This window comes from Streptomyces sp. BE303 (assembly GCF_036290945.1).
Classification (GTDB): Bacteria; Actinomycetota; Actinomycetes; order Streptomycetales; family Streptomycetaceae; genus Kitasatospora.
In genome coordinates, this window is sequence record NZ_JAQYWZ010000797.1 from 1 (window position 1) to 268 (window position 268).

Annotated in this window: 1 protein-coding gene; it reads right to left on the minus strand. The window is 69.0% G+C overall.

What is annotated here, in order from left to right:
* On the minus strand, positions 1 to 268 hold a 268-nt coding region (locus PUR56_RS26010; protein WP_329950689.1), incomplete at both ends, for a rodlet layer protein.

Sequence of the window (268 nt, forward strand, 5' to 3'; positions counted from 1 at the left end):
AGACACCCGCGTCGCCCGAGGACTGGGTGTTCTGGCCGACGTTGCAGATCTGCTTCGGGGTGCTGTTGAGGATCGGCACCTCGACCGGGACGGCCACGCCGAGGACGGCGACCGCGATGTTGTGGACCTCCGGCAGGCAGACGTTCGCGTTGTCCAGGAAGTGGAAGTTCGGGCTGTGGTCGCCGACGGTGCCGGTGAAGTTGGTGCCGCCGTTGCCCTGGAAGGACCCGGCGGAGCCGTCCGAGTCACCGATGGCCGAGGCCGGCGC